19 protein-coding genes are annotated in these 18198 nt (G+C 63.3%); 10 read left to right on the top strand and 9 right to left on the bottom strand.

Going from position 1 to position 18198, the window contains the following annotated elements:
• Positions 1-23: 23 nt before the first annotated feature.
• A complete protein-coding gene (locus QEH68_RS01655; protein ID WP_280625952.1) occupies positions 24-1676 on the bottom strand; it encodes a sigma-70 family RNA polymerase sigma factor in 1653 nt (550 codons plus the stop codon).
• A 108-nt stretch (positions 1677-1784) separates the two neighbouring features.
• On the opposite strand from QEH68_RS01655, the gene QEH68_RS01650 reads away from it, so the two are divergent.
• On the top strand, positions 1785-2402 hold the full coding sequence (locus QEH68_RS01650; protein WP_280625950.1) for a hypothetical protein: 618 nt from the start codon (positions 1785-1787) through the stop codon (positions 2400-2402).
• Positions 2403-2405: 3 nt separating this feature from the next.
• Here QEH68_RS01650 and QEH68_RS01645 read toward each other — a convergent pair whose 3' ends face one another.
• Both QEH68_RS01645 and QEH68_RS01640 read right to left on the bottom strand, forming a co-directional pair.
• Complete coding sequence (locus tag QEH68_RS01645; protein ID WP_280625948.1) at positions 2406-2762, bottom strand: GNAT family N-acetyltransferase; 357 nt, start codon at positions 2760-2762, stop codon at positions 2406-2408.
• The gene (locus tag QEH68_RS01640) at positions 2759-4123 is read right to left on the bottom strand and encodes an acyltransferase (protein ID WP_280625946.1); all 1365 of its coding nucleotides are present in this window, start codon (positions 4121-4123) and stop codon (positions 2759-2761) included. The genes QEH68_RS01645 and QEH68_RS01640 overlap by 4 nt, the downstream gene beginning before the upstream one ends.
• A 159-nt stretch (positions 4124-4282) precedes the next feature.
• On the opposite strand from QEH68_RS01640, the gene QEH68_RS01635 reads away from it, so the two are divergent.
• The gene (locus tag QEH68_RS01635; protein ID WP_207595872.1) at positions 4283-4702 is read left to right on the top strand and encodes a VOC family protein; all 420 of its coding nucleotides are present in this window, start codon (positions 4283-4285) and stop codon (positions 4700-4702) included.
• A 15-nt stretch (positions 4703-4717) separates the two neighbouring features.
• Here the strand turns inward: QEH68_RS01635 and QEH68_RS01630 are convergent, their stop codons facing one another.
• The 5 genes from QEH68_RS01630 to QEH68_RS01610 form a co-directional block, all read right to left on the bottom strand.
• Positions 4718-5110, bottom strand: coding sequence for a DUF1304 domain-containing protein (locus QEH68_RS01630; protein WP_207595871.1), 393 nt, complete (start codon positions 5108-5110; stop codon positions 4718-4720).
• A gap of 52 nt (positions 5111-5162) precedes the next feature.
• The gene (locus tag QEH68_RS01625; RefSeq protein WP_280625943.1) at positions 5163-6038 is read right to left on the bottom strand and encodes a class II fructose-bisphosphate aldolase; all 876 of its coding nucleotides are present in this window, start codon (positions 6036-6038) and stop codon (positions 5163-5165) included.
• Positions 6038-7504 carry a GntP family transporter gene (locus QEH68_RS01620; protein ID WP_280625941.1) on the bottom strand — a complete coding sequence of 489 codons (1467 nt, stop codon included), beginning with the start codon at positions 7502-7504 and terminating at the stop codon, positions 6038-6040. The genes QEH68_RS01625 and QEH68_RS01620 overlap by 1 nt, the downstream gene beginning before the upstream one ends.
• 102 nt (positions 7505-7606) lie before the next feature.
• Positions 7607-8509 carry an NAD(P)-dependent oxidoreductase gene (locus QEH68_RS01615; protein WP_207595868.1) on the bottom strand — a complete coding sequence of 301 codons (903 nt, stop codon included), beginning with the start codon at positions 8507-8509 and terminating at the stop codon, positions 7607-7609.
• Positions 8510-8535: 26 nt separating this feature from the next.
• Positions 8536-10059, bottom strand: coding sequence for a four-carbon acid sugar kinase family protein (locus QEH68_RS01610; RefSeq protein WP_280625938.1), 1524 nt, complete (start codon positions 10057-10059; stop codon positions 8536-8538).
• 129 nt (positions 10060-10188) lie between these two features.
• Between QEH68_RS01610 and QEH68_RS01605 the strand changes: the two genes are divergently transcribed.
• The 4 genes from QEH68_RS01605 to QEH68_RS01590 all read left to right on the top strand — a co-directional run bounded on the left by QEH68_RS01605 (position 10189) and on the right by QEH68_RS01590 (position 12915).
• Complete coding sequence (locus tag QEH68_RS01605) at positions 10189-10992, top strand: alpha/beta hydrolase (protein WP_280625936.1); 804 nt, start codon at positions 10189-10191, stop codon at positions 10990-10992.
• A gap of 72 nt (positions 10993-11064) precedes the next feature.
• A complete protein-coding gene (locus tag QEH68_RS01600) occupies positions 11065-11766 on the top strand; it encodes a FadR/GntR family transcriptional regulator (RefSeq protein WP_207595865.1) in 702 nt (233 codons plus the stop codon).
• A gap of 136 nt (positions 11767-11902) precedes the next feature.
• Positions 11903-12091: a hypothetical protein gene (locus tag QEH68_RS01595; protein WP_280625934.1), complete on the top strand. Its 189-nt coding sequence runs from the start codon at positions 11903-11905 to the stop codon at positions 12089-12091.
• Between the two features lie 35 nt (positions 12092-12126).
• Positions 12127-12915 (top strand): Fic family protein, encoded by a 789-nt coding sequence (locus tag QEH68_RS01590; protein WP_280625932.1) that lies wholly within the window; start codon positions 12127-12129, stop codon positions 12913-12915.
• Positions 12916-12929: 14 nt separating this feature from the next.
• On the opposite strand, the gene QEH68_RS01585 is transcribed toward QEH68_RS01590, so the two are convergent.
• On the bottom strand, positions 12930-13853 hold the full coding sequence (locus QEH68_RS01585; protein ID WP_280625930.1) for an AraC family transcriptional regulator: 924 nt from the start codon (positions 13851-13853) through the stop codon (positions 12930-12932).
• Between the two features lie 212 nt (positions 13854-14065).
• Between QEH68_RS01585 and QEH68_RS01580 the strand changes: the two genes are divergently transcribed.
• The 4 genes from QEH68_RS01580 to QEH68_RS01565 all read left to right on the top strand — a co-directional run bounded on the left by QEH68_RS01580 (position 14066) and on the right by QEH68_RS01565 (position 18194).
• On the top strand, positions 14066-14215 hold the full coding sequence (locus QEH68_RS01580) for a hypothetical protein (protein ID WP_207595862.1): 150 nt from the start codon (positions 14066-14068) through the stop codon (positions 14213-14215).
• 124 nt (positions 14216-14339) lie between these two features.
• Complete coding sequence (locus tag QEH68_RS01575; protein WP_280625927.1) at positions 14340-15128, top strand: SDR family oxidoreductase; 789 nt, start codon at positions 14340-14342, stop codon at positions 15126-15128.
• Positions 15129-15167: 39 nt separating this feature from the next.
• A complete protein-coding gene (locus QEH68_RS01570; protein WP_207595860.1) occupies positions 15168-16406 on the top strand; it encodes a styrene monooxygenase/indole monooxygenase family protein in 1239 nt (412 codons plus the stop codon).
• Between the two features lie 30 nt (positions 16407-16436).
• Complete coding sequence (locus tag QEH68_RS01565; RefSeq protein WP_280625925.1) at positions 16437-18194, top strand: flavin reductase; 1758 nt, start codon at positions 16437-16439, stop codon at positions 18192-18194.
• The last annotated feature ends 4 nt before the right edge of the window (positions 18195-18198 follow it).

Below are 18198 nucleotides of genomic sequence, written 5' to 3'. Positions count from 1 at the left end.
GCCATGGGGCTGGGTCCGAGTGCCTAGCTGAACGTATTGGTGAAGTTCTTGGTGATGACACCCTGCGCGGCAAACCGGTAATCCAGCGTTCCAGACACGGCGGCAGCTGGCAGGGCAACTCCCACGGTGAATGCGAGGTCGGTACCATCCACGGAGTCGGTGCTGCACCGGATCTGGCGTTCTTCCCCAGAGACACCGACGCAGGTCCACCCTGCGGGAGCGACAGTTCTTCCAGCCAGGAACGTTGCCCCATCCGGCAGGGTGAAGTCCACTTGGCCGGCAGTCGGGCTGCCTTGTCCCTGAAGCGAGAAGTCCACTTTGAGGGTCCGTTCCGTCGGGTTCGCCCCTTGCGTAGCCGCGAACTTGGCGTCAACCGTTTGGGTAGCGGGTGCCGCAGGAGGCACACCGCCGGGTGCCGGCGTCGACGTCACCGTACCGGAGTCCACTACAACTGCCTTCCGCTGCGGGGCCGGGGCTGGTGGAATCACGACGGCGGGTGGTTCCGGCAGCAGTGCCACCGGACTGTCGGGAGAGGGATTTGCCCGTGGAGCCTCGACGGCCGGAGGTTCCACCACTTCGGGCAAGGATGCGGCCGGGAGTGGGGTCGCCGTGGCCAACGAAGTCTCCTGGGCTGGCGGGAGGTTGGAGACGGCCTCGGACGCAGTGGACTGCGACGCCGGGCTGGGCTGAAGGAACCACATGAGGGTCCCTGCCAATGCCATGACGCCCACTATCACGGCGGCCGTCAACTTCCACGCGTTGCTGAGGCCACGGATACCCTGGGCAGCGACATTTCCGGGTGCAGCGGTACTCCCGGCAACACCGTTGGCCGCACCCGTAGACGTGCCACCGAAGCCGATCGCCCCTGCTGCCGCCGGAGTGAAGGTGATCCCTGTCAGCAGGGGGAAGAGGATGGAGCGCATGCCGCCCTGGATGTCATTGAGTTCAATCAGCAAGGCCGTACATTTCGCGCAGCCTTCCAGATGTGCGCCTACCTTCTCGGCGGAAGTGCGCTTCAACGCATTGCGGGCGTACTTACCCAGCTGGCTGGCATATTCGTCACAGGCCTGATCCACTGTCCGGCTGATGTGCTGCTGAAGATAAGCCTGGCGCAGACCTTCCCTGGCCCTGAGCGCCAACGCCGAGACACCATTGGGGGTCAGGCCCACGAAGGGAGCGGCTGCTGCAGGCTTCAGACCCTCGATATCAAGGTGCCACAGAACAGCCTGCCAGCGCTCCGGCAGGGACTTGAAAGCCTTGGCCATCATGCTCGACTCAAGTTCGCTGACTACTTGATCGGTGTCCAGGACCGGAGCATCGAGGATGGCGTCATTCTCCGCAGTGGGCATCCGGCGGGCTTTGCGGTTTCGATCGTGTGCGGTACGCCTCACCACGGTGAGGAGGTAGGACCGGAAAAACTCCTTGGGTCCCTTGCCTTCCGTCAGCAGCTGAAAAATTGTGGCGAAAGACTCGGCCACCACGTCATCCGCGTCGCTCGGGTTGTCCGTTTGGGACCGGGCAACGAACTGTGCCACTTTCATGTGCCGCTGATAGAGAACGTCGAAGGCCTCCGTGGCGCCTTCACGCACCAAAGCAATGATCTGCGGATCGCTGGCAGAGGCCGTCACCGAAAGTGGTGACGCCCCATCGGCGCCGACCGCAACTACTTGATCCATAAACAATAGTGTGACACCAGAAACCGTGTGACTTGAACCGGGCGTCGCGGGCCTGTAGAGAACTCCAACTTTCGCGTCACGATCCCAACCTTGGCCGCACTAATAAACATGACCCTCCTGAACCCTGGCGCGAATCGAGGAACCATGGACGTCCGCCGCCCCCGCCCCTTCCTGAAACTGATGCGTGCTCTCCATAAGGACGGAACGCAGCAACCGAGCGCCATTGTCCGTGGATTGCCGCCGCACAGATCAGGTCCACTCACCCGCAAGAAGAATGCGGGCCGCGCCACCCTGGTCTACGGAGCGGACCGGCCGGTGGCCATTCCAGGAGATACCGTCATCTTTACGGCATGGATCATCAACCGCTCCGCAAGCCATTTGCGGGACGTGACGCTGGTACCCCGGTCCTTCACCAACGAGGGCATGGAAGTGCTGCGCTATACCTCGGAACCGGTTGAGCGCGACCTCCGGATCCGGCTGCTGGCCCCTGGGGAGTCCGTGATGCGGAGTTTTACCTATTTAGTGACCGACGCCGACCATATCCACGGGGGCAGCCTGGTCAGCGCCATGCAGGTCCATGCCAGCTGCCGCGGCCAAGTCGTTTTCGATGAAAATGACGCAATCGTCTCCCTCAGCGGCGCACGGAAAGACTGGCCCTTCCCTGCGGACAGGGCAGGCCTGCCACTGAAGAGAAGGAAGAACTCAGAGCAGCCAGTGCCCGCTTAGGCCTTATTCGTTGCCCGGTTCGCCCGAGGGCTTCTCGGCGGGCCAGTCAACATCCTGCTCATAGCCTTCGTGCTTTTTCAGGTACGCGGCGATATACGGGCAATGCGGGATGATGCGCTTACCGGACGCCACAACATCGTCCAGAGCAAAGTGCGCCAGGACTTTAGCCAAGCCCTGGCCGTTGAACCCGGGCTTGGTTTCCGTATGGATGAAATCAATGTGACCGGGCCGATCAAGGAACTGGGAAATCACGGCCAAATCGCCGTCTACGTACAGCTCATAGCGGTGGAATTTGTCGTTGCGCACCGTAGTGACGCCAGGGCGGAACGACTCTGCCAGTGAATCCGTGTACTCGGTCATGGTTCGAGATTGGCACTTAAACCCGGCTCCCGCAACGTGGGGACCTGATAGCCGCGCCGCTCATGGATCCCAACGTCGGGCGATAGCGGCAGCACCGGCGTCGGAACCCTGCCCAGCAACAGGACTGAAAGGGCAAAGCACGCCGCTCCCCCACCCAACAAGGCAAGCGTCAGGCCGTTTAACGCGGCGTCCGCAAGCGGGATCAAAACGACGACGGCGGCCGTCACCACAGCGGTACGCGAAGGACCCCGGGCGTGGCTTGCCGCCGTCGGACGGTCCTCCAACCAGCCACAAAGCCACACCACCGGCACCAGCAAGGCGACCACGGCAAGGAAAACAGGGATCCGGGCCCACCACCATTCGGGCGTGCCACCTGCGGGCTTGGGCACGTCGGTGAGCAACAACAAACCTGACATGCCCACCAGCAGCGGAAGATGCCACAGATAAACCGTCATGGACCTGCGGCCGGCTACGGCAATGACTGCCTGGATCCAGCGGACTCCCGCGAGCCATTCAATTCCGTTGCGGAGGAGCTGAAGCGTTGCGGCCTGTGAGATGCCCAACAGCAGCAAGCACAGGTTGGGCGGGTTGATATTGACCACCATGTTGCCCGGATAAACAGCCACTCCTGTGACCAGCCCCAACAACAGGTTGCTGGAGACAATGACACCCACCAACCAGGTACGGCTGCGCTGTTCCAAGAATCCATCCGCTATGAGGAAACCCAACTGCTGGACCGCACACCACACAAAGATCAGATTGGTGAACGCGAGCACGGGAAGCGCTCCTCGAAGGGAGTCAACCGTGATGATCAGCGCCACCAACATGGCGAAGGTCAGCAGTGGTGCGCGTTCGTGGAACCTGGCCAGGAGTGGAACGCTGAGCTGCGCCGTGAGATAGGCGGCCAGGAACCACAGCGGCATGGCGGCGCCGGTGGCCATGAGCTGGATGACCTGGGGGTGGACACCCAGCAGCAGCGCGACCCACAGCCCTCCCCACATGACGGCGAGCAATGCCATGGCGGGGCGGACCAGTCGGAGGAGCCGGAGTTGGGCGAAGTCGAGTCCGGTACCGCCGCGGGCTCTCAGGCGCCGCCACGACTGCAAGCCCGTCACACCACCCAGCACGAAGAACAGTGGAACGATCATGAGGGCCCAGGCCACAGGTGTGAACCAGCTTTGCTCCATGAGTACGTTCTCCGTGGTGACCGTCCCGTCCTTCTGCAGAACAGGGTTGGCCATCATGCAATGCGCAGCAACCACCAGGAGCAGGCAGGTGAACCGGACAAGGTCGATCGCCGGATCCCTCTGCGCCACCGCGTCCCGGCCTGCGCGGTGGTTCGCTTCCGATTCCCGCTCCATGGCTCTCCCTTGGAACCCACGCACCTGCGTGTTGACTCCATTGTCCGCCCGTCGAAGGGGCGGAGCCAGCAGGCTGGATATGGCTGGGTATCGGCGGGTCATCCACCACTGGTTTTTGGGGTCTGGACGGGACGGCGAAACACCGGCAGGATCGAAGCCATGACTACGTCCATATTCGTGAACCTCCCCGTCAGCGACCTCGAGGCGTCCAAGGCCTTCTATACGGCCCTTGGCTACTCCATCAATCCAAACTTCACCGATGAAACCGCCGCTTGCGTGGTCTTCAGCGACACCATTTTCGCCATGCTCCTGACCCACGCCAAGTTTGCCGAGTTCACCAAGCAGCCCATCGCGGACACCCAAAACTCGACGGCGGCAATAGTCGCCATTTCGGCCGACAGCCGTGAAGAGGTGGACGCCTTGGCCACCAAGGCCCTTGACGCCGGAGGTTCCGAAACCTACGACCCCATGGACATGGGATTCATGTACAGCCGGGCGTTCCGTGACTTGGATGGGCACCACTGGGAAGTGGTCTGGATGGACGAAGCCGCAGCCCAGGACGGACCGCCGGAGTCCTAGCCGGGAGCCTGGGTCCTAGCCAAGAGTCAGCGCCAGGACACCAAGCACGACGGCGAGCAGCGGCGTGGTTCCTTGGAGGGTCGCTGCGCGGAGGTACTTCTTGCCGCTTGCGGCGAGGACCAAAGCTGCCAGAAGCATGGAACCGCAACTGCTGAAGACGAGGGTCCAGCCCACCTGCGGGGCGCCCATGGCCACTGCGACGATTCCGATCAAGGCTCCGATGGCCAGGAAGAGATTGTAGAAGCCCTGGTTGTAGGCGAGCGGTTTGGTGGTTTCCGCGTCAGCCTGGGAGGTGATGCTGAACGTTTTCCATGTCTTGGGCTTGGTCCAGGTAATGGACTCCATGGTGAAGATGTAAACGTGGAGCAGGGCAGCTATCGACGCAAAAATCAGGGAGGCCAGGATCATGGTTTGATCCTAGCCTCCCTGTCATGCCGGTATCGGGGTGCCGCGCTGCCCGTCAGGCGCTGAGCAACTCCAGTGTGGCACCGGCGAAGGTCGCCGCAGAGACGTTCCACTTGGACAGCAGGCCTTGCAGATTCTCGCCATCGGCCCTGTGCGCTGCGGTTTCAGATTCCAGCGTGGACAGGATTCCGGTGCGCAGTTCAGTGTTGAAGTTCACCTTGCCAACCCGCAACGAAGGGGCTTTCGCGAGCTCATCGGCGGGGATGCCGGAAGCACCGTGGAGCACCAGCGGAACGTCGGTCCGTGCTGCGACGTCCTGCAGCACGTCCCAGCGGATGGTGGGCTCGCCCTTGTACTTGCCGTGCACGTTGCCCACTGCAACGGCCAGGAGCTGCGCCCCTGTTCGTTCAACGAAGTCAGCCACCTGCGCCGGGTCAGTGAGCCCCGCAACTGACGTTGCGGCGTCGTGCGCTGAATCGTCAGTACCGAACGCCCTGTCCTCGTCGCCGGCAAGGCCGCCGAGTTCTGCTTCGATCACGACGTCGGCAGCACCTAGCGCGTCCAGCGCGGCTCGGACTTCGCAGACCAGGGCGATGTTGTCCTCGTAGGGCAAGGACGAACCGTCGGCGAGCACCGTGTCAGCACCGGCAGCCACGGAATCACGAATGACCTGCAGATCCGACGCGTGGTCAAGCTGGACAGAGACGGGAACACTCGCGGAGTCAGCCAGGCCACGCAGGGCCGTGATGAGCCTCAGGCCGTTGGCAGTGGACGCAGTCTTCGGAGCGACCAGCAGGATCACGCCAAGACGGGCATCCTCAGCGGCCGCAACCACGGCAAGGGCTGTAGTGAAGTCGTAGCAGGTGAATGCCGGAACTGCGGAGCCATCGGCCAGCGCAGAGGTGACCAGGTCATCGAGTGTGGTGCGCATCAGTGGGCCAAGCCCCCTACCAGGATCCAGGCGACGTACGTCAGCGCGAAGCCGGCCAGGCCAAGGATCGTGGTGAGGACGGTCCAGGTCTTGAGGCCGTCGGACACGGTGAGGCCGTAGTAACGGACCACGGTCCAGAAGCCTGCGTCGGTGACGTGTGAGAGGCCGAGCGAGCCAAATCCGATGGCGATCACGATCACGGCGATCTGCGCAGGGGTGTAGCCGCCTTCCATCACGGCGGAGGTCAGCAGGCCGGTGGTGGTCACGATGGCGACGGTTGCAGAACCCTGCGCGGCGCGGAGGGCGAGCGAGATGATGAAGCCGAGCACGATGACCGGCAGGCCAAGGCTGTCCAGGGTATGCGACAGGGCTGCGCCGATGCCGGACGTGCGGAGCACTTCACCGAACACGCCGCCGGCTGCGACCACCATGAGGATGGAAGCAATGGGAGGGAGTGCGCCTTCGAAGATCTCGCCGGTTTCCTTGAGGGACCAATGACGGCGGACAGCGAGCAGGAAGAAGGACAGCGCAACGGCGACGAGCAGGGCGAAGAACGGGTTGCCAATGAACGCGGCCACGCCGTACCAGTAGTTGTCCTTGGGGATAGTCAGCGTGCCGACCGTGCCAAGGAGGATCTGGACGATCGGAGCGGCGATCAGGAACATGATCAGGCCGGGACGCGGAGGAGCGATGGCGCGGGCACCCGGACCGTCGTGGCCGACGTGGACCAGGGATTCAGAACCGAACTCGTCCACCTGCTGCTTGACGCCGGGGAGCAGCTCGTACTCCTTGCGGTTCATGATGCTGGCAACCCAGTAGGACAGGAAACCGAGTGGAACACAGATGATCAGGGAGATGAGGGTAATCAGCCCAATGTCGGCGCCGAAGACACCGGCGCCGGCGACGATGCCCGGGTGCGGCGGTACGGCGACGTGGATGGACAGCATGATGCCCGCCATGGGCAGGCCGAACTTGATGGGGTGGACGTTCGCGATTTTGGCGAAGGCATAGACGATCGGGACCAGGACGATCACGCCCACCTCGAAGAACACGGGGATCGCCACAAGGAAACCCACGGCGGTCAGTGCGATAGCGACGCGTTTCGCGCCAAGCTTCTCAGTGAAGTGGGTAGCCAGGGACTGCACGCCCCCGGAAACCTCGATCATGCGGCCGAGGATGGCGCCGAGGGCAATCAACAAGGCGACCTTGCCCATGGTGCTGCCAACGCCCGTGGTTACAACGGTGAAGATGTCCTTGAGCGGAATCTGGGCGGCAACACCCACCACGATGCTGACTGCCAGCAGCGCAACGAAAGCCTGGATCTTGAAGCGGATGATCAGCACCAGCAGCAAAGCGATTCCGGCTGCGGCGATGGTCAGCAGAAGGGGCGTTCCCAGTTCCACTGCGGGTTTGATGGCGGGGGCGTCGGCCGCCTGAACCATCAACGAGTTAACGAGGGGATTCATGGGGGGTGTCTCCTTTGACATACCAGTCTAGGCAAGACCGGCGGGAGGTGGCGGCGACGGCGAAGGGGGGATCGCCGTCGTCGCGGGTTCTTATGGGGGTGGTTAGGCGGTGCGCTTTGCGGGCGCGACAACCTTGATGACGGCGGAGTCGTCGGCAGCGGCGAGGCCTTGGGCCTGGCCGAGAAGGTAAAGCTGTTCGGCTGCGGCGGCAACGGGTGCTGCGAGGCCGGCGGCGCGGGTCGCTTTGCCCACGATGCCCATGTCCTTGACGAAGATATCGAGGCGGCTGAGGACTTCGGCGCCGTCTTCGGAGTAGGCCTCGAGGATGCGCGGACCACGGTTGGACAGCATGAAGGAACCGGCGGCTCCGGCTTCGAGGGCGGCAAGGGTCTTCGCCTGGTCCAGGCCGAGGGCGTCGGCAAGGGCCATGGCCTCGGCAGCGGCGGCGATGTGCACGCCGCAGAGCAGCTGGTTGACGGTCTTGAGGGCTTGGCCGTCGCCGGGCTTGTCGCCCACGATGCTCAGGGTGGAGGCCAGCAGCTCGAGTGCGGGGCGTGCCTTTTCAAGAGCCTCCGGCTCGGCACCGACGACGATCAGCAGGTCGCCTTCACCGGCACGCTTCGGACCGCCGGACAGCGGAGCGTCCACCAGTGCGACGCCGTACTCAGCGAGTTTGGCGACCGTGGCGGGGATGGCTTCGGTGCCAACGGTGCTGCCGAGGATCACGACGGCGCCCGGCTTCAATACCGAGGCGACGCCATTCTCACCGAACAGGACATCGTTGAGCTGCTCGCCGTTGCGCACGGCCAGGAGCAACGCGTCCGCGTCCTGGGAAGCCTCGCGGGCTGAGGCGAAGGTCTTGATGCCGGCTTCTGCGGCGAGTTCAAGGCGCGGCTCGGCAATGTCGAAGCCGTGAACCGTGAGCTCGGATGCGAGGCGGGTAGCCATGGGCAGGCCCATGGCCCCAAGGCCCAGGACGGTGATGGTGTAGTTGCTGCTGGTCATGGTGTTCTCCATTGAATTTCGGGATTCTAGAAAGTGTTGCTGAGCTTGCGGGTGACCTGGGTCAGGGACTGGTCGTCTCCGACGTTGCCGGCAAACACGATGTACGGGATGCCCTTTGCGGGACCGTCCACCGGCTCCCACAGCGAGACGATGCCTGGCAGCATGGGCCCGCGGACGATCGCGTGGCGGATTTCCAAACCATGCGCTGCCACATCGGAGGAGGTGATACCGCCCTTGGCGATGACGAAGCGCGGCGGGAAGGTCTTCAGGGTCCGGTTCACCACAGCGACGACGGCGGCAGAGACGGTGCGGGCGATCTTCAGGCTCGCGGCGGCGTCGTCGGTCTTGATGAGCAGGCGGCTGGTGTGGACGATGACGTCACCGGAGTGGAGAGCGTCCACGACGTCGGACACCACGGTTCCGATGTAGGCGTCGGCCTCTGCTTCACCCGCGGTTTCGGTACCGGCGATGAGTTTCTCGACGTCGATCTCAATAGTCTTGGCCGAGCTGTGCTCGGCTGTGAGGTCGTTGAGCTGGCGGGTCGTGACACCAACGTGGGAGCCGACCACGATCAAGCCGCCGGCTGCAGAGGGAGTATTGCCCGCGAACGCCTCTTCGGAGGTCAGAGCGGTACGGATTTCCTGGCCGATCCGGCCGCGGACAAACGGCGGGCCCACGCGGTAAAGGAGTCTCTTGCCGCGCCGTTCGGCTTCTTCGAGGCCCAGGGCAAGGGCGCGGAAGTCGTTCTCGGTGACGATATCGGCCACGATCGGAGTGGAGTTGGTGGCGGACTCCAGAGCGTCGGCGATGGCCTTGGCGGAGATGGTGGGGTCCTGGGCAGACGCGCCGGCGCGGATGATGTTCAGGTCAAGGACGATCACGTCGCTGGCAGGGAAGCGGCCCTGCGACTTCTCCTCCACATATTTGGCCATCTCAGAGTTCTTGAAGCCGAAGCTCGCATCCTTGGCGAATTCCGTCTCGGCCACAGGGGTAAGTGTGCCGAGGTTTTCTCCCGTGCCGCGCATGAAGTGGACACCGCCGATAGTGACGCGGCCGGCGTCGGGGAACGCCGGAACGATCACGACGCCGTCGGTGGGTTCGCCGGTTTCCGCGGCGACGGTAGCGGCGATGACGTCCGGCTCCAGCGGGTAGTGACCACGGAGGGTGGAGTCGCTGCGGCTGACGAAGCCGAGGCGCAGCCGAGGACCACCACCGTTGCCCGACGCCGCAGCGAGGGCGTTGCGGACAATCTCCTCGTTGCGGGCAGCGGCTTCGGCGGGGTCCAGGCTGCGGGTGTTGGTGAGGACGTAAACGGCGGCCTGGGTCTGGTTCTCACGGATGTGGGTGAAGGCCCAGGTGAAGTCTTCAATCTCCCAGCGGGTGAGCACAGCGAGATCCGCAACGGACTGCGTGCCTGTGGGGTCGTCGTCGAGGACAACCAAAACGCGCGGGGTGGTGGCGGCGGACGCGGCAACGGCGTCGGCTACCAGCTGAGCGGGAATCCGGACTTCCGGCGGGAAAGCGGCCAGAACGTCTGCTTCAAGGGTCACTGTGCACTCCATCGTGGGAAATCTGTGTAGCGGTTTAGTGAATGTAAGATGTCAGACATCTAACATTTAAATTAGTGTGACACACGGCTCCTCACCGCGCAAGATGCTCCACGTCACTAGGCTGGGGTCATGGCTGACAGCGTGGTTCCGCTCCCGCACGTGAACGTCCTCACCCCTGCCATTCCCGCAGGTCAGCCGTTGCCCGCAGTGCTGATCCACGGCTGGGCATCCGGCTCGGTGTACTGGGAGCCTCTCGCCAGGAAGCTGCTCGACGCCGGCCGCGAAGTCTGGATTCTCGACCTCCCCGGCTACCATTCGGGAGATTTCCTGCCGTCGGATTTCGAATGGAACCTGGACTCGGCAGCGGCTTCGGTGGGGGCAATCCTTGAAGCACGGGCCCAAGGTCCCGTGCACATCGTGGGGCACTCGATGGGTGGCAGTGTTTCACTGACGCTGGCGGCGGCCCGCCCGGAGCTGGTGGCTTCACTGACCCTGGTGGGCATGGCGCCGGTGCCGCAAAATCAGGGGTTCAAGGATGTGCTCAGGTCACAGCTGGACCAAGGTTTCTTCGATTCCGGAACCATCGCGAAGCTCATGAACGCCTGGTACGGGGTGTTGCCGGCAGCAGACATGGTGCGGCTCAGCACCGGATTCAATGTCCCCTTCCCCGTTCTGTCCGCCAGCGCCTTGGCGGCCATGACCGGCGTCGAACCTTCAGTACCCGGGCGCGTCCACGCGCCGTTGCTGGTGCTCGCCGGAACTGAAGACCGGGTTCGGCCCATAGAGCACCTGCGCGCGTTCGTGGCCGAAAGCACCCAGCGTCGACTGAAGGCCATTCCCGGCGCGGGCCACAGTGTCCACTGGGAGAAGCCGCAGGAATGTGCCGAGGCGCTGCATGAATTTTGGGAAACAAGCTGGCCACCGCCAGCGTAAGATGTCTGACAACCATCCCACCCCGGGAAGACGCGGGACCAAGGGTGGTCGGAGTACAGGAAATGGGGATACATGGCACGCAAGTCGCTGGTCGGCGTCGTCGCTGATGAGTTGCTGGACCGCATCATCGCGGGTGAATTTCCGCCCGGAACGGTGGTCCCCGGTGAGCTTGAGCTCAGCGCCAAGCACGAGGTGAGCCGCATGACCGTGCGTGAGGCCATGAAGACCCTCGAAGCGCAACGGATTCTCAGCGTAGAGCGCGGCCGCGGCACGTTCGTGAACCCCCTGAATCAGTGGGCATCGCTGGAAGCCGTGCTGCGGGCGGCATCTGAGGGCACCAAGGACGCGGCCGCCGCGATCCAGCTCATTGAGCTCCGCCGCATGCTGGAAACCGGCGCCTGCGAACTCGCCGCCGAACGTATCTCCGACGAGGAACTCACGGCACTCAGCGAACACGTCGACAAGATGCAGGCCGCCCACGAAGTCAACGATCTGGCGGCCTTCGTGGAAGCCGACCTCGCCTTCCACGACGTGATTCTTCACGCCTCCGGCAACGTGTTTGTGGCTGTGCTCTTTGAGCCGCTGCACCGGGTCCTCGAAGCGCGCCGCACCGAAACATCGGCTTTCCCGGAGATTCAGGAACACGCTATTGGCCACCATCGGAAGATTGCCTCGGCGCTGGAATCCCGCAACCCCAACGAGGCCCGACTCGCGATGGACGCGCACATGCAGCAGACGCTGGACGACCTGAAGACGTACGTGCTGGAGGCGTAACTGGCACAGGCGCCTTAATTGTTGGACTCGGATAATTTAATTCCTGCACGGGCCGGGTCTAGCGAAATCATTGATTTCCAGGGAATAATCCGGCCATGCTCTTAATTGTTGGAAACCTCTCTGGAACATTCTCCCCGTGAACCCACTCGATTTTCCCGAGTTCCCCTTTAGCTCTCCACTGGCGAAAGCCATCATCGAACTTGAACGGGTTCGCGCAGATTTAGGTGAAGGAACCACCGCTCCCGAGGTCTTCACACAGTTGCGAACCAGCTCCAAGAAGCAACGGCTTTCGTCGACTCCGCCGTCGGCCGGGGGACGATACTGACGCACGGGTTTGTCCGGGAGCTGCACCGCATCTCCGTGGCCGGTTTGGAACGTGAAGGGGACCACACACCTGGTGCCTACAGGCTCGCCGATGTCACCATCAGCGGCTCATCGGACCGACCACCCTCGCCAGGGAGCGTGCACGGAGACATGACGGCACTCCTCGACTTCATCAATGCGGACGTAGATCAAAACTACGAGCTCCTCAAGATTGCGCTCGCCCACCATCGGTTCGTCTGGATTCATCCTTTCGGCAATGGCAATGGTCGCGTCGGGAGACTCATGACTTACGCCGCCATGCGGCGGCAAGGGTTCTCCGACACCGCCGGATACTGGGCGCTGAACCCAACGGCCGTATTTGGGGAGAACCGCGCCCTCTACTACGAACGACTCGAAGACGCCGATTCCCTCGAACCCGAGTCCCTGATTCGCTGGTCGACGTATGTCCTCGAAGGACTACTGACAGACCTCAGAAGATTGGCGAAACTCGGTGACAAGGACTTCGTTACGGAAGGCCTGTTGGTTCCCGCAATCGCAAGAGGCCTCGCCTCGTCGCGCTTCACGGCGGACGAAGCCCTGGCTTTGACCATCATCGCGCGGAAAGTTGACGTGAAGGCCGCAGACCTCAGTTCAGCATTCACAGGTTCAGCTGCGACACGAAGTCAAGACATTCGAAAGCTCCTGGACCGCGGCGTCATTGAACCGATCGCCAAGGGGAAGAGATCCTACCGGCTTCGGCTGGCCCCGAGTGAACTAACGCCACTTCTGGTTCGGGAATTGGATCAATTGGGATTCCTGCCCCGCATTCTGCGCGATTCAGAATAGTCTTCGCCTCCTGCCTAGCGGCGCAAGCTCTCGCTTGGTAATTCGCCGAAGGCCTTCAAGTAGAGCGCAGAGAAGCGCCCTTGGTGAGTGAAACCACACAACTCCGCCACCGCCGTGACACTCTGCTCCCGCGGGCTCGCTTCCAGCAGCATCTCCCGGGCCCGGTCCAGCCGGATACTGCGCAGCAACTCGGACGGCGTCGCGCCCGTTTCCGCCCTGAGCGCGGTCTGTAGGGTCCGGACCGAAACTCCCAGGCACTCGGCGATGTCAGGGACAGTGAGTTCTTCGGCCGCGTGACGCTCCAACAACTCGCGGCATTCGCGGACCAGCCGGCCCTCCGAGGCCGCGTCCCGGGCCTCCACGCCTGGCGGCTCCATCGCCATCAGCAAGCGCGAGATCATGCTGTCCGCCAACAACCCCTGAACAAAGGCGGGAGCCGCGGACTGCGGCTGGCTGATCATGTCGTCATGAAGTTCGACGACGGCCCTCAAGAACGCGCGCCCGGCGCCACCTGAAAGGTCCATGCCGTAGCCCAGCCCACCAAGTGCCGCGCCGTTGAGATGCCACGCCACCCGCTCCAGCGCTGCTCGCCGCACGTACACAATGAGGTGCGGGCTGCCGCTGTCCCAGCTCATGGAGAAGGGCCTGTCGAGCGGGGGAACGGTGGCCATCGCAGGACTCGATTCCACAGTGCTCGCGCCCACCTTCATGGATGCGTGCCCCGCCAACGGGATCTGCACTAAATGGAAGTCATGGAGACCCTCCGGCTCAATCCGAACGTCCGCGCCGTAGTCCAGGAACTCGATTCCCACATCGCCACGGTGGAGGGAACGCAACTTCATGTCCACCGAGGACTGGCGCGTCCGCGGCGACAGCTCGTGACTGCAAAAAAGCTCAGCAATTTTGGCGTGCGCTTGGTCCACGTCGGTGGTGGTCACGGTGGGCCGCCCCCGCAGAACGTCACGAGGAAGAATCCTCACCATCCGCCACCTACTTCACCGTTTTCCACTACACAGGGTCTTTTCGCTTTTCGGATGATCCCCGCGCCGAGCGGATATTCCGGAGTGCAGCTACTGCCTAGAGTCGCTTTCAGGACAAGTATGACGCAGCTCACGGAACCACAACAGTGACGGAAGCGAGGTGAGGACAAGTGAAGAACATCAAGGCTGTTCATGACCGCCGGGACGAATGGGACCGGAGTCACTTCGAACTCTGGACGGCAGAGCTTCGGGCCGGGGAACCCCGCCTCATTTCCGCGGCTTGGGTCGGCTGGCATGAAGAAGAGGAAGACCCTGCGTAATTCGGATAATCCTCGCGCCACGTGGATATTCCGGACGACGGCGGCTGCCTAGAGTCCCTTACAGGACAAATATGACGCACGTCATATTTGCGTAACATCATCATCGCGGGAAAGGGTTCGGCACATGTCAGCACTCAAGGGCAGGACAGCGATCGTCACCGGTGGAGCCACCAAGGTGGGCCAGGGCGTGGTCATGGCTTTGCGGGACGCCGGGGCCACAGTGGTGGTGGCCGATATAGCTCCCGACGGCGACACGCTCACCAAAGCACTCGGGGAAGGGGTCCACTTTTCCCACTCGGACATCACCGACGACGCCGCAGTCAGCGAACTCGTTGAGGAAACCGTGGCCCTCTACGGCGGGCTCGACATCTTGGTGAACCTTGCCTGTACCTACAAGGACGACGGCGCGGCTTCCGGTCGTGCCGACTGGCTCGAGGCGCTCAACGTCAACCTCGTGAGCGCCGTCGTGGCAAGCAACGCGGGCCGCCCGTACCTCAAGGCTTCGGGGCGCGGCGCCATCATCAACTTCACCTCCATTTCCAGCTCCGTTGCCCAGACAGGCCGATGGTTGTACCCCGCCAGCAAGGCTGCTTTGGTGCAGGTGACCCGCAGCATGGCAGTGGACTTCGCATCGGATGGGATCCGGGTCAACTCGGTCAGCCCGGGCTGGGTGTGGAGCAACATCATGGACTCCCTCAGCAACGGGAACCTGGAGAAGACGGACTCCGTGGCGGCACCGTTCCACGCACTCAAGCGCGTCGGCCGCCCGCACGAGGTGGGTGACGTCGTCGCGTTCCTCGCCAGCGACCAAGCCAGCTTCGTGACCGGCGCCGATTGGGCTGTCGACGGCGGCTACTCCGCTTTGGGCCCGGAGCGGGCCGAAGAAACCATTCCCTTGCTCGCCGCCAACTGACACGGCCTCACAGCAACTCGACAGACAAGGACAAACACCATGACGCAACGCCACATCACCATCGTCGGAGCAGGACAGTCCGGGCTGCAGCTCGGCATCGGGCTTTTGGACGCGGGCTTCCATGTGACCACCATTTCCAACCGCACCCCGCAGGAAATCCAGGAAGGCAAAGTGGCCTCAAGCCAGTGCATCTTCCATAACGCGCTGGAGCACGAACGCGCATTAGGGCTGGACTTCTGGCCCGACGCCCCCACGGTGGACGGCATCTCCTTCACCATTCCCCACCCTGAACTGCCAGGTCAGAAGGCCATCAGCTGGGCATCCCGCCTGGATAACCACGCCAAGTCCATCGATCAGCGGGTGAAATTTCCGCGGTTCATGGAGGAGTTTGTTGCGCGCGGTGGTGAGCTGATCTTTGACGACGCCGGGATGGACCAGCTGGAGAAATACACGCAGAACTCGGACTTGGTGATCGTGGCGGCTGGTAAAGGCGAGATCGCTCAACTCTTCACCCGCGACGCCGAACGCAGCACCTACGACGCCCCGCAGCGCGCCCTTGCCTTGACCTACGTGAAGGGCCTGAAGCCCCGCGAAGAGTACTCGGCGGTCTCGTTCAACCTCATCCCCGGAGTTGGCGAGTACTTCGTCTTCCCAGCCCTCACCACCACCGGCCCCTGCGAAATCATGGTCTTCGAAGGAGTGCCGGGCGGGCCTATGGACACCTGGAAGGGCCTCACACCGGAGGAACATCTGGAGAACTCCAAGAACATCCTGCGCACCTTCCTGCCGTGGGAAGCAGAGCGGGCCACGGACGTCGAGCTGACCGATCCCAACGGCGTCCTCCAAGGCCGGTTCGCGCCCACCGTCCGCCACCCCATCGCCACGTTGCCCAGCGGCAGGCAGGTACTGGGGCTGGCCGACGTCGTGGTCTTGAACGATCCCATCACGGGCCAGGGGTCCAACAACGCAAGCAAGTGCGCGGCGTCGTATCTGGCCAGCATTATTGAACACGAGGCGCAGCCGTTTGACGCTCCGTTCATGCAGGCCACCTTCGAGCGCTATTGGGATTACGCCCAGCACGTTGCACACTGGACAAATGCCCTCCTGGCCCCACCGCCGCCCCACGTCCTTGAACTCCTGGGCGCCGCGAACAACGAGCCGGCCATTGCCCACCGCTTCGCCAACGGCTTCAACCACCCTCCGGAATTCCAGGACTGGTTCATGTACCCGGACAAAGCTGCCGACTACCTGGCCGGCCTCTCCGCCGCCAAGGTTTAATAGCACACCCCTGCCAGCAAGGACTTAACCATGCGAAAAATTGCAATCGTCGGGGCCGGGGAATCCGGTGCCCAACTGGCTTTGGGCCTGCAGCGGGATGGCTACGCCGTGACGCTCCTGTCCGACCGCTCCGCGGCCCAGATCCGCTCCGGCAAAGTCATGTCCAGCCAGTGCATGTTCTCCACAGCCCTCGACGCCGAAGCCCAGATGGGGACAGCGCTCACGGAATTCTACGAGTCCGGCTCCGTCCCGGGCATCACCTCCATCCGGCTGCGTGTGGAAGCGGAAGAACCCATCGAATGGGAGGCCCCCTTGGATGGGCCGGCCCGCTCCATCGACCAACGGATCAAGAGCGCACTCTGGATCGAGACGTTCGTGGCCGCCGGGGGCGACTTCCGCATTGAGAAGGTCACTCCGCGCATGCTCGAAGAGCTCGCCCGCGAGTACGAGCTGGTGATTGTCAGCACCGGCAAGGGCGAGATCGGCCAGATTTTCCCGCGCGACAAGGCAAAGTCGCCCTTCGACCGGCCGCAGCGGGTCCTGGCGCTCACCTACGTCACGGCCGACAGCTGTGCTGTCGCGGGCGACGCGTCACCGGACAGCACCTCCAGCAGCGGCGCGGCCATCCGCATGTCCATGGTCCCCGGCGTCGGCGAGTTCTTTACGTTCCCGGGCCTGACCGTCTCCGGGCCGTGCCGCATGATGGTGTTCGAAGGCGTGGTGGGCGGCCCCATGGACCGGTGGACCGACGTCGGGACCCCGCAAGAGCACCTTGCGCGATCGCTGGAGATCCTGAGGGAGCACTTTCCGCACGAGGCAGAGAACTTTGCCACCGCGGAACTGACCGACAGCGGCGCCACGCTTCTGGGGCGCATCACGCCAACGGTGAGGTCCGCCGTCGGGGAGTTGGCCAACGGCAAGCTGGTGTTCGGCTTGGGTGACGCAGTGGTCCTCAACGATCCCCTCACCGGGCAGGGCTCAAACAATGCGACGCTGGCGGCCAAATACTACCTCGATGCGATAGTTCGCAGGGGCCGGCAGCCGTTCGACCGCCGCTGGATGGAGCGGACGTTCGATGAGTTCTGGCGTGGATGGGGCCAGTGGGCGGTTGAATGGACCAACGACCTCCTTAAGCCCCGCAGGGACCACCAGAAAACCCTCCTCAGCGAAGCCGCTGAACACCCGGCCCTGGCAGCGGGCATCGTGGCCGGGTTCGATGATCCCCGGACGTCCTACCCGTGGTGGTTCGATCCCACTGCCGCAGCCGATTTCATGCAGGCGCGCAAAGAGGAAGACTCCTCGGTTTTTGATGTCCGGGATTTCAGGGGCGCGTTGGGGCAATTCGCCACAGGCGTTACCGTGGTGACCACTGTTGCTGCCGACGGCCGGAAGGTGGGGATGACCGCGAATTCATTCACGTCAGTTTCCATGGAACCGCCTTTGGTGCTGTGGTGTCCCAGCAAACGGTCGCCCAGCCTGGGTGACTTTGAGAACGCCACGCATTTCGCCATCAATATCCTGGCCAGCGACCAGCATGTCCTGTCCCGCCAGTTCGCAACTCCCGCCATCGACAAGTTCGCCGGCACGGACACCACCGAGGGCATCGCCGGTGTTCCGCTGCTGGACGGCGCGGTGGCCTCCTTCCAATGCCGTACGGTCTCACGGCACGACGCCGGCGACCATGTCATCTATGTGGGGGAAGTGGAGAGATACGACTACGACGGCGGCGCTCCCTTGGTGTTCCACGGCGGCAAATACCACGCAACCGCCAGCCACCCGGACTTCTAGCCAC

The organism is Paenarthrobacter sp. OM7, from assembly GCF_029873575.1.
In the GTDB taxonomy this organism is placed as follows: domain Bacteria; phylum Actinomycetota; class Actinomycetes; order Actinomycetales; family Micrococcaceae; genus Arthrobacter.
This window is presented reverse-complemented; position numbering and strand designations above follow the sequence as displayed.

Bases quoted from the DNA above. Each gene is read 5' to 3' on its own strand.
- QEH68_RS01605 (WP_280625936.1), top strand. From the start codon at position 10,189: ATGGCTGACAGCGTGGTTCCGCTCCCGCACGTGAACGTCCTCACCCCT.
- QEH68_RS01625 (WP_280625943.1), bottom strand. From the start codon at position 6,038: ATGCGCACCACACTCGATGACCTGGTCACCTCTGCGCTGGCCGATGGC.
- QEH68_RS01655 (WP_280625952.1), bottom strand. From the start codon at position 1,676: ATGGATCAAGTAGTTGCGGTCGGCGCCGATGGGGCGTCACCACTTTCG.
- QEH68_RS01645 (WP_280625948.1), bottom strand. From the start codon at position 2,762: ATGACCGAGTACACGGATTCACTGGCAGAGTCGTTCCGCCCTGGCGTC.
- QEH68_RS01615 (WP_207595868.1), bottom strand. From the start codon at position 8,509: ATGACCAGCAGCAACTACACCATCACCGTCCTGGGCCTTGGGGCCATG.
- QEH68_RS01600 (WP_207595865.1), top strand. From the start codon at position 11,065: ATGGCACGCAAGTCGCTGGTCGGCGTCGTCGCTGATGAGTTGCTGGAC.
- QEH68_RS01575 (WP_280625927.1), top strand. From the start codon at position 14,340: ATGTCAGCACTCAAGGGCAGGACAGCGATCGTCACCGGTGGAGCCACC.
- QEH68_RS01565 (WP_280625925.1), top strand. From the start codon at position 16,437: ATGCGAAAAATTGCAATCGTCGGGGCCGGGGAATCCGGTGCCCAACTG.
- QEH68_RS01650 (WP_280625950.1), top strand. From the start codon at position 1,785: ATGACCCTCCTGAACCCTGGCGCGAATCGAGGAACCATGGACGTCCGC.
- QEH68_RS01570 (WP_207595860.1), top strand. From the start codon at position 15,168: ATGACGCAACGCCACATCACCATCGTCGGAGCAGGACAGTCCGGGCTG.
- QEH68_RS01620 (WP_280625941.1), bottom strand. From the start codon at position 7,504: ATGAATCCCCTCGTTAACTCGTTGATGGTTCAGGCGGCCGACGCCCCC.
- QEH68_RS01640 (WP_280625946.1), bottom strand. From the start codon at position 4,123: ATGGAGCGGGAATCGGAAGCGAACCACCGCGCAGGCCGGGACGCGGTG.
- QEH68_RS01635 (WP_207595872.1), top strand. From the start codon at position 4,283: ATGACTACGTCCATATTCGTGAACCTCCCCGTCAGCGACCTCGAGGCG.
- QEH68_RS01630 (WP_207595871.1), bottom strand. From the start codon at position 5,110: ATGATCCTGGCCTCCCTGATTTTTGCGTCGATAGCTGCCCTGCTCCAC.